The following is a 9,617-nucleotide window of genomic DNA, read 5'->3' as shown; positions in this document are numbered from 1 at the left end:
TCAAAATGAATATTCCTAGAATTTTATTGACCATCTAGGAAAACCTTACACTAACAGGCCCCAAATAATTTCGATATTAACCCTATGATACCGGGGTTAGTGGGGTGAATTATTTACGCTATACGAACGAATGTTCGGGAACTTTATTTGTAAATCTGGTATAGTAAACTTAACGATAGAAAGGGGTCTTTTCGGTGGTTAAGCGGTGTACCTGGGTGTCTGATTCACCTTCAATGCAGGATTATCATGATGAGGAGTGGGGGCGACCGGAACATAATCCCCAAAAATTATTTGAGTTGCTGAGTCTGGAAACCTATCAAGCCGGATTAAGTTGGCAAACCGTGTTGAATAAACGGGCGGCCTTCAAGACGGCTTTCTATGACTATGATCTGGCTAAGGTGGCGGCCATGACCCCTGCTGATATTGAACGGCTCTTGACCAATGCGGCCATTATTCGTAACCGTCGCAAGTTAGAGGCCACTGCGGCCAATGCCCAGGCCATCTTAACTTGGGATGACCCGGCAGATTTTGCCAGTTGGCTGTGGGCGTTCGTCGACGGCCAGCCTATTCGGCACACCATCCGTACGGTGGCTGACCTGCCAGCCACCACGGACTTGTCAAAATTAGTGGCCCGCGAGCTGAAGAAGAAGGGATTCAAGTTTGTCGGCCCAACGACCGTCTATTCCTTTTTAGAGGCAGCCGGACTGATCAATGACCACGAATTGAGTTGTGACTGGGCGCCAGAGAAGCAATAGGAAAGGACTAAGATAAATGCGCTTTTTACATACAGCAGATTGGCATATTGGTAAGAAGCTTCATGGTTATGACCTCTTGACGGAACAGCGAGATGCCTACCGTCAAATCAAGGCTATTGCCGAGGCAGAGAAGGTGGATGCCATCGTCATCGCCGGGGATCTATACGATCGGGCATTGCCCAGCGAAGATGCGGTGACCGCGCTTGATGACATGTTGGTGGATCTGAATCGTCAGGAACATTTCCCCTTACTGGCGATCAGTGGTAATCATGATTCCGGCGTCCGACTGGGCCAGGGGAGTGACTGGTTTAAGAGTACCGCATTCTATCTCAATACACGTCTGGAAGATGCGTTTACACCGGTCGTCATGGACGGTACCCAATTCTTCTTATTGCCCTATTTTGAACCGTTCGCGGCTCGCCAATATTTCGAAGATGATAGCCTGAAGACGGTGGAACAAGCCATGCAAAAGGTTGTGGCCAAGATGGTCGCCGCTTTTGATCCGCAGATGAAACATGTGTTGGTTGCGCACTTCTTTGCGGCCGGCAGTACCCATACCGATTCGGAAACGCAGGTCCAAGTTGGGGGATTAAACGCCGTCCCGGTAGACCTTTTGCGTGACTTTGATTATGTTGCCTTAGGGCATTTGCACCGCAAGGAGGCCCTACAGAATGAACCCACGATGAAGTACAGTGGGTCGCCATTGAAGTTTTCGACGAGTGAATCGCTGGATACCAAGGGCGTCTGGATTGTGGATACGGCGACCGATCCTGTGACGGTCACGTTTAAGCCATTGAAGCCACTGCATGATCTCGTAGTGTTACGGGCATCCTTCGCAGAATTAATGGATCCCGACAAGGCCTTTCCGGTGACGCCAGATGACTTTGTGACGATTGAGCTGACCGACACGGCGCCAATTGCGAATGTGATGCAACGGCTCAAGACACGTTTCCCTAAAGTAATTGAGTTGCACCGAATCAATCAAATTGACGTGGCCCCGAAAACTCTCGACATCGATCAGGTGCAGCAGGACCCCTTAACTTTATTGGGAGACTTTTTCGAAACGGTCACCCAGCATCCATTGACGGATCAACAGGAGACGTGGGCCAAACAAGCCTATCAACGTGCTCAGAAAGAGGAGGGGTAAGTCATGCGTCCGTTAACTTTACATTTACAATATTTCGGGCCCTATCGCGACGAAGAAATTGATTTCCAAAAATTCGATAATCCACTCTTCCTGATTAGTGGGAAGACGGGGAGTGGGAAGACCACTATTTTTGATGGGATGTGCTATGCCCTCTTTGACCAGTCATCCGGGGTTGATCGGGAGCCGACGGCAATGCGGTCTGACTTTGCCACGACCGAGGATCACACACGGGTCACGTTCACTTTTAGTCATCGTAATCGTGACTACCGGATTATCCGAGAACCCGCGCAAACACTGAAGAAAAAGCGGGGGGCGGGGGTTACCAATGCCCCAGCCAGTGTGGAACTGACCGTTTTTGAGAATGGGACAGAGACCAAACAGCTGACGAAGGCCAATCAGGTTCGACCATTCTTACAGGATCTGCTTCAGATGGATGGCAAGCAGTTCGCTCAGATTGTCTTGCTTCCACAAGGCAAGTTCCGCCAGTTCTTGGTCGCGCCCAGTGATGAAAAGGCAGCTGTGTTGGAACAGCTGTTTAGCACGGAAATCTTTGGCTTATGGGCCGATCAACTGAAGGCCCAATTGCGAACCGAGCAGGATAAGAATAAGGAAACCGATCGGGACCGAGAACAGGTTCAATCTAGTCTGATTTGGACGCCGGAGAATCGAGAAGCGGCGGAGACGGCCATTGCTCAGGCACAGACAGACACGGTACTGACGCTGATGGCGAACCAGCAGACAGCCACTCAAGCCGCTGAAACCGCTGCTAAAGATCAGGTTGCAACTGCTAACAAACAAGTTACAGCCTTGACCCAACAGGATACGCGTGAAGAGCAGTTGCTGAAGGACCAAAAGGAACTTGAGAAACAGATACAGCGACAGCAACAATTGAAGGCACAAGAACCAGAAATTAGGGCGCGACGCATTGCCAGCCAACAACTGGAACGCGTTCAGGCTATTCAACCGCAATGGACCACCAGAGCCAGTGCCCAGCGCGACCTTGCCCAGCGGAAGGCTGCAGCGGAGAAATCCGTTCTTGACCTGACAGCGAAACAGACAAAGCTGCAACAAGCACAAGCAAATCAGAAAGCGGCAACTAAGATTGAAACGCGCTTGACTGAAACCAAGGCCAATATGACGGCCCGTGCCAAGCTGATGCCAATTTACGAAAAAGTTGCCGACTTGACGAAACAATTGAAAGCGGCGCAGACAGCCAGTAAACAGGCCGAGACTACCGAGGCTGAACTGACGAAAAATGGTCAGCAGACGCAAGTACAACTCAAACAACAGCTGGCCATCACGGGAACTCAGGCTGAGCACTATCAGGAACAGCAGCGGCTCAGCAAGCGCGAGGCCGAGCTGAACGACTGGCAACGTCAAGTTCGCGGTATTCAGGACGCCGACCAAGAGATCGCGACGACCGAGAAAAAAGTTGCCACGGCCAAGTCAAGTTTAGACCAGGCGCAACACGAGTATGCGGAAAGCCAGGCGCGATTCGAAGAGTTGAATCAAGAGCTCTTGGAACATCAGATTGTGCAGTTAGCGGCTCAGCTCAAACCAGGGCGACCATGTCCGGTCTGTGGGTCTGTGGATCATCCCCATCCAGTGGTCGTCACTGATTCAGCGGTGACCGAAGCAGAAGTGAAGGTTGCTCGGCAACATGCGGAAGACTGTCACATACAGGTGACGCGATTAGACACCAAGCTCAAGACGCTAGTGGCCACATTAGCCGATCAGCAGAAGAGTCGTGAGACAGATGTGACCAAATTAATTGCGGCCGTATCGACAACCGATGATGAACTGAACACTTTTGCTGACTGTCAACAGCGCGTGACCGATCTGGTTGCCACCTATCGGGCGGCTGTTGCCAAGAATGAACGGGCACTGGCAGAAGTCAAGAAGGCTCAAACACAGGTGACGCGTCTACAACGCGATGCCGAACAGTTAGAGCAGATGATCAAGGATGCTCAGAAGGCGCGTCAGGTTAAGGTGACTGCCGCTGATCATTTGGAAGTTCAAGTGACCACACAGCGTGAGGCTTTGCCCGAAGATGCCCCAACCTTGACAGAATTTAAGGCGCAGGATCGGCAGTTAAAACAGCAGTTAGATGCCGATCAAAAGCGGTGGGATGACTGTGTTCAAGCCGTTAAAACGGCGACAGATGCGGTGACCGTGGCCACTACTGAACGCGATGGGGCAGCTAAGGAACACACGGCGAGTCAACAACGCCTCACGACAGCCCAAGCCGATTTAGCGGCCGCAATTGCTGCGCAAGGTTCCGAGCTGACCGCATTGGCAGAAGATGCGATTGCCGAGTTGTTACCACAAGTGGCGACCTTGCCACGATTACGGCAACAACTCGCTGATTTCCAGCAGCAACAAGCACAGGTTAAGACAAGCATTACTGATCTGAAGAAGCGAGTTGCCGATCGGCCACAGCCTAATCGGGAGCAAACCCGAAATGACTTGCACGATGCTCAGCAGCGGGTAACGGCACTGCTGGACCAGCAACATCAATTGACCGATCGCTGGCAGACCAACGATCGCTACGTCAAACAGCTCAAGAAATTGGTTGCGCAACAGGCCGCTGCGGTTCAAAAGACGCAGGCCCTCAATGAATTGGTCGGTGTGACCAATGGGGATGGTCCGAATAGCAAGTTGGGACTGGAACGCTACGTCCTACAAACCTATCTACGGCAGATCTTGCAGGTCGGCAATCAACGGCTTCAACAATTAACCAACGGTCGTTACCAGTTCTTAGTCGACGAGAGTCCGGCCACTTACAAGAAAAAGTCTGGACTGGAAATCAACGTCTATGATGACCACGTGGGCGAACAACGAAGCGTTCACACCTTATCCGGTGGGGAGAGTTTTATCGCCGCACTGGCCTTAGCCTTAGCCCTGGGTGAGGTTATTCAGCGCACTACCGGGAGTGTAGATGTCGAAGCCTTATTCATTGATGAAGGCTTTGGGTCACTGGATGAGGATGCCCTCATGACCGCTCTGAACTCGCTTGAGAGTGTTGAGGGGCAGAACCGGATGATTGGGATTATCAGTCACGTGAGTGAGTTGCGAGAACAGGTGCCTAACCAGTTACAAGTGGTTAGCAACGGGAATGGTGAGAGCCAGATTACCTATCAAATCGAGGATTAAGCGTTTGGCCGCCAGACGCCAAAAAGAGTCGCGGATGTTGTCCGTGACTCTTTTTAATGAAAAGTGTTTCGCAAACTACCGGGGCTGTTACCAGAAAAGGAGGGGGAACTCGGGTCGCTAGACGGGAACAAAGCCCTCGCTTGTGGTGGATAGGCTGATCTCGCCAGGTAAGTTAGTTGAGCAGCATTGAAAGCCGTACCCGGGTTGCTTTCACTGGTAGCGAAGCAGCCAGCCGGACAATCCCCTTGGGGGTAGTTGGGGTCAAACCGGAACACTTTTCACGGCTAAGCATAACCGATGGCTCTCCAAATAGACATTCGCGCACAACGAGATTCACCGATTACCGCTGGTTTTGCCGGTGAACTTCTAACGGTGACCTAATTTTTGGCAGACATGATCACTCCAAATAATCGTTAGCAGCTTAAATCGTTAAACGGCGTGATGACGCGGTTGGCGAGTGTTTTTAAAGAATAGTTATATAATCAACGATTATGCGTGCATAGCGTCTTGTTTAGGTTTAGAATAATGGATAATTATATTAGAAACGGGATGATTTTGATGTGTACTAGTTTGACCTATGAAAATAGTCAAGGTGATCATTTCTTGTCACGGACCATGGATTTTGCCTTTGAATTAGGTGGCCAACCAATCTTTATGCCTCGTAACCAGAAAATCCAGGGGGATGCTGGTGCCTTCACCACGAAGTATGGCTTCGTCGGAGCTGGGCGTAATCTGAAACACTACATCTTTGTTGATGGGGTCAATGAATTTGGCCTGGGTGCCGCTGCGCTCTACTTCTCAGAATATGCGAAGTACGTTAAGGAAGCCGCCGCTGACAAACTCGGCATCGCCCCACATGACTTGGTTGCCTGGGTCTTAGGAAACGCTAAGAGTGTGGCCGATCTCCGCGAATTGATTCAAAATGTTCAACTCGTGGACGTCCCCGTCTCCTTGCTAGGCCTGACCACACCATTACATTTCATCTTTAGCGACCCAACCGGAGAGACAACGGTGTTGGAAGCCACGAGCGACGATCTCCACCTCATCGATGATCCGGTCGGCGTGATGGCGAACTCGCCACAGCTGAGCTGGCACTTGCAGAACCTCAGCACTTATGGCACGCTCGTTGCGAGTCAACGACCGCTTCATAACTATGAGGGTTTCGAGTTGGCAACGCAGGGTCCCGGTACCGGTGCACTGGGGATGCCTGGGGATTACACCTCACCATCGCGGTTCGTTCGGACTGTCTTCAACAAGCATTACAGTGAACCAGCGGCAGACACGCCAACGACGTTGAATTTATTACAACATTTAATGGACAGCGTGACGATTCCTAAGGGCGTTAAGCTCAAGGATGACGGCGCCAGTGACTACACGCAGTACCGCGGCTACATGGCCTTAGATGACCGGGCCTACTACATGGAACCCTATGACAACCAGGAGTTGCAAGGGGTCAAGATGACGGATAAAATGTTAAATGAGTGGGACACCCCGGTTGAGTATCCACTGGATCACCAAGTTCACATTAACCAATTAAACTAATCAAAGCTGGTGGGTAGATGAGTGATTTTCAACAAAAGTCTTTTCAAGAATTAACGACGGCCGAGCTCTTTGAGATTTATCGGTTACGGACCGCGGTCTTCGTCGTGGAGCAAACCTGTGCCTATCAAGAAGTGGACGACCTGGACCTGACTGCCCAGCACCTGTTCACGCAGGCACCGGACGGTAAGATTCAGTCGTATGCTCGGCTGATGGACGAGCAGAGTCAGGTTCGAATCGGCCGCGTTGTGGTTGCCCCCGACGCCCGTGGCAAGGGGAGTGGACGCGAACTCGTGGCCCAGGCCATCGCCGCTTGCAAGGCCACGTATCCCAATGCTGGTTGTATCATTATTCAGGCGCAAGCTTACTTGCAAAAGTTCTACGAATCTTTCGGGTTTCAACCGATCAGTGATGTCTACTTAGACATCGGCATTCCTCATCTCGACATGATCCTGCCACTTAAATAATTACTAAAAAAGTTCCTGAGACAAAAGTCTCAGGAACTTTTTGCGCTCCGAACGTCTATAGTCGAAACGTGTGACGAAAGGCAGTCAACTCCGCTTAACCCCGCTAGACAAACAATCCAAGACCGGGATTATTCGACTAGCGACGTTAATGCTCATTGACTAACCGTCTTTTAAAGTTAGTTGCGTTGGTTGGCGAGACTGATAAAGTCAGCCACAAATGTTTCCGGCACACCGGTAGCCACTAGGGCCCGCAATGGCATGTTGAGGAACATGAGGTTTTGGGTCAGCTCGGGTTGATCATCCTGTTGATCGCTGAATCCGAGGGGATTGTTGGCGCCCAGTGGCTTGAGGACCGTGGCTTTAAATTGGTCCAACAGCTTGTGATCGCGAACGATCGTGGTCAGGTAGGTTTCCATGGTGATGGGGGCTGGAGAGTTCTTGAAGTCCATGGTCAACTTGGTCTGGAGCCGAATGTCACGGGAGGATTGTCCAACCATGATTTCGTAATCACCAGAGTCCGCTTGCCAACGGTGTTTGCCGTCACACCACCAACTGAAGTCCTTGCGACTGAGCTTGAGGGTGACGGTCTTAGTCTCACCAGGTTCTACGGCAACCTTGGTAAAGGCTCGCAGTTCCTTGGTTGGCATGGGCACGTGGGAAGAGTGGTTGGCCACATAGAGTTGTGGCACGGCCTTCCCGGCAATATCACCGGTATTGGTGACGTTGAACGTTACCGTTGCCCCGTGTTCATCCTGGTCAACCGCGAGATCGGTGAGTTCAAATGACGTGTAGCTAAGTCCGTAGCCGAATGGATAGAGGACATGCATTTCGTGGGTATCGTAGTAGCGGTAGCCCATGAAGATGCCTTCCGTATAGTATTCATGTTGCGGATCCTGGCCAAAGGTTGGTGCCATTGGCGTATCGGTCAAACGAATTGGGAAGGTTTCAGTCAGGTGACCGGATGGGTTAACCTGACCAGTCAAGACGTCCCAGGTGGCTTCGCCCACGGCCTCGCCGGCCAGGTAGGTTTCAACCACAGCGGTGACCGAGTGAATCCATGGCATTTCAACGGCCGATCCATTTTGCAGGACAACCGTGGTGTGGGCGTTAACACGACCCAGACTGCCGATTAAGTCAGTTTGGTTTTCTGGTAACATCAAGGAATTCTTGTCAAAACCTTCGGATTCGTCACTGGCAGGATAGCCGGCGAAGATGATCACGTGATCGGCTTCCTTAGCGGCGCTCAGGGCTTCCTGAACTAAATGGTCGTCGGTTTCACTCTGGTCTAATCGATAACCAGGATAGTAGGTTGCGTCTAGCCCCGTATTCTTAAGAGCTTCCAATGGCGTGACCAAATGAGATGGATTGACGTGAGAGCTGCCGGCCCCTTGGTAACGCGGTTTCTCGGCGAGTTCGCCAATGACGACGACCTTGCCGGATGTCTTAGTATTTAGCGGTAATTCTTCATCATGATTGCGTAGCAGAACAATACTGTCGTCTGCAATTTCACGGGCGAAGGCGTGGTGTGCCTGATGGTCGTAGTCACCAGCGGTGGTCTGTGGGGCCCAGTCATCGATGAGGTGGAGGATGTGGCGAACGGCTTTATTCAGCGTTCCTTCGTCCAGTTCACCGGTTTCGATGGCCCGGATAATTTCATCGATCGAGGCTTGCCCCTTACCAGGCATTTCGAGGTCGAGGCTGGCTCGTAAGGCCCGTGCGTGGTTAGCGACGGCGCCCCAGTCAGACATGACGGCACCGTGGAATCCCCATTCGTCTCTTAAAATGTCACGTAATAGGTGGTGATTTTCGGAGTTCAAGACGCCATTAACTTTGTTATAAGAGGTCATGATGCTGGCGGGACGAGCTTCCTTCACGATAATTTCAAAGGTTCGTAGGTAAAGTTCACGGAGTGTTCGTTGGGACATGTCACTGGAAGCCGTGAACCGTTGGTTTTCGCGGTTGTTGGCGGCGAAATGTTTGACGGCGACTCCCACGTGTTGGGATTGAACGCCGCGGACGTAGGCACTGGCGAGTTTACCAGCGACCAAAGGGTCCTCGGAGAGATATTCAAAATTACGGCCGCCGAGGGGCGAACGTTTTAGGTTGACGCCAGGTCCCAAGAGGAGACTGACCTGTTCGGCACGGGCCTCTTGTCCGAGGCGTTCACCGAGGCGTTGCATGAGGGATTGATCCCAAGAACTAGCCGTGAGGGCTGCTGAAGGGTACGTAATGGCGGTCACGGAATCCGTGATGTCACCAGCATCTGCCCCTGGATTTTGCTTACGGAGTCCAGAGGGACCATCCGTTAACATGAGGGCGGGAAGCCCCAGCCGATCAATAGCGGCGGTGTACCAGAAATTCTTACCAGAGACCAGTGCGGCCTTCTCGGGTAACGTGAGTTCAGCAAGCGTGCGTTCGATGTCCATACGTTCAAATCCTTTCTACTTTTTCAACTAGTCCTAGTATACCGTTTTCCCGGAAGTGATGTTAGTAAGGAAACCGTTAGTGTAAGGTTTTCCTAGATGGTCAATAAAATTCTAGGAATATTCATTTTGA

The 9,617-nt window shown here is 51.5% G+C and carries 6 protein-coding genes; 5 read left to right on the top strand and 1 reads right to left on the bottom strand.

The features are described from left to right. The first annotated feature begins 194 nt into the window (after window positions 1-194). The 5 genes from IV54_RS06330 to IV54_RS06310 all read left to right on the top strand — a co-directional run bounded on the left by IV54_RS06330 (window position 195) and on the right by IV54_RS06310 (window position 7,061). A complete protein-coding gene (locus IV54_RS06330; protein ID WP_083488537.1) occupies window positions 195-755 on the top strand; it encodes a DNA-3-methyladenine glycosylase I in 561 nt (186 codons plus the stop codon). A 16-nt stretch (window positions 756-771) separates the two neighbouring features. Further along, window positions 772-1,902 (top strand): exonuclease SbcCD subunit D, encoded by a 1,131-nt coding sequence (locus IV54_RS06325; RefSeq protein WP_057878551.1) that lies wholly within the window; start codon window positions 772-774, stop codon window positions 1,900-1,902. Between the two features lie 3 nt (window positions 1,903-1,905). After that, window positions 1,906-5,055, top strand: a complete 3,150-nt coding sequence (locus tag IV54_RS06320; RefSeq protein ID WP_057878550.1) for an AAA family ATPase — start codon at window positions 1,906-1,908, stop codon at window positions 5,053-5,055. A gap of 558 nt (window positions 5,056-5,613) precedes the next feature. Further along, a complete protein-coding gene (locus tag IV54_RS06315; RefSeq protein WP_057878549.1) occupies window positions 5,614-6,597 on the top strand; it encodes a choloylglycine hydrolase family protein in 984 nt (327 codons plus the stop codon). Window positions 6,598-6,614: 17 nt separating this feature from the next. Then, on the top strand, window positions 6,615-7,061 hold the full coding sequence (locus IV54_RS06310) for a GNAT family N-acetyltransferase (protein ID WP_057878548.1): 447 nt from the start codon (window positions 6,615-6,617) through the stop codon (window positions 7,059-7,061). A gap of 176 nt (window positions 7,062-7,237) precedes the next feature. Here the strand turns inward: IV54_RS06310 and IV54_RS06305 are convergent, their stop codons facing one another. Then, window positions 7,238-9,487 carry a glycoside hydrolase family 3 C-terminal domain-containing protein gene (locus IV54_RS06305; protein WP_057878547.1) on the bottom strand — a complete coding sequence of 750 codons (2,250 nt, stop codon included), beginning with the start codon at window positions 9,485-9,487 and terminating at the stop codon, window positions 7,238-7,240. Between the last annotated feature and the right edge of the window lie 130 nt (window positions 9,488-9,617).

It is taken from the genome of Levilactobacillus paucivorans (assembly GCF_001437125.1).
Taxonomy (GTDB): Bacteria; Bacillota; Bacilli; order Lactobacillales; family Lactobacillaceae; genus Levilactobacillus; species Levilactobacillus paucivorans.
This window is presented reverse-complemented; position numbering and strand designations above follow the sequence as displayed.

Coding starts and splice junctions, on each gene's coding strand:
- IV54_RS06320 (WP_057878550.1), top strand. CDS start 1,906: ATGCGTCCGTTAACTTTACATTTACAATATTTCGGGCCCTATCGCGAC.
- IV54_RS06325 (WP_057878551.1), top strand. CDS start 772: ATGCGCTTTTTACATACAGCAGATTGGCATATTGGTAAGAAGCTTCAT.
- IV54_RS06315 (WP_057878549.1), top strand. CDS start 5,614: ATGTGTACTAGTTTGACCTATGAAAATAGTCAAGGTGATCATTTCTTG.
- IV54_RS06310 (WP_057878548.1), top strand. CDS start 6,615: ATGAGTGATTTTCAACAAAAGTCTTTTCAAGAATTAACGACGGCCGAG.
- IV54_RS06305 (WP_057878547.1), bottom strand. CDS start 9,487: ATGGACATCGAACGCACGCTTGCTGAACTCACGTTACCCGAGAAGGCC.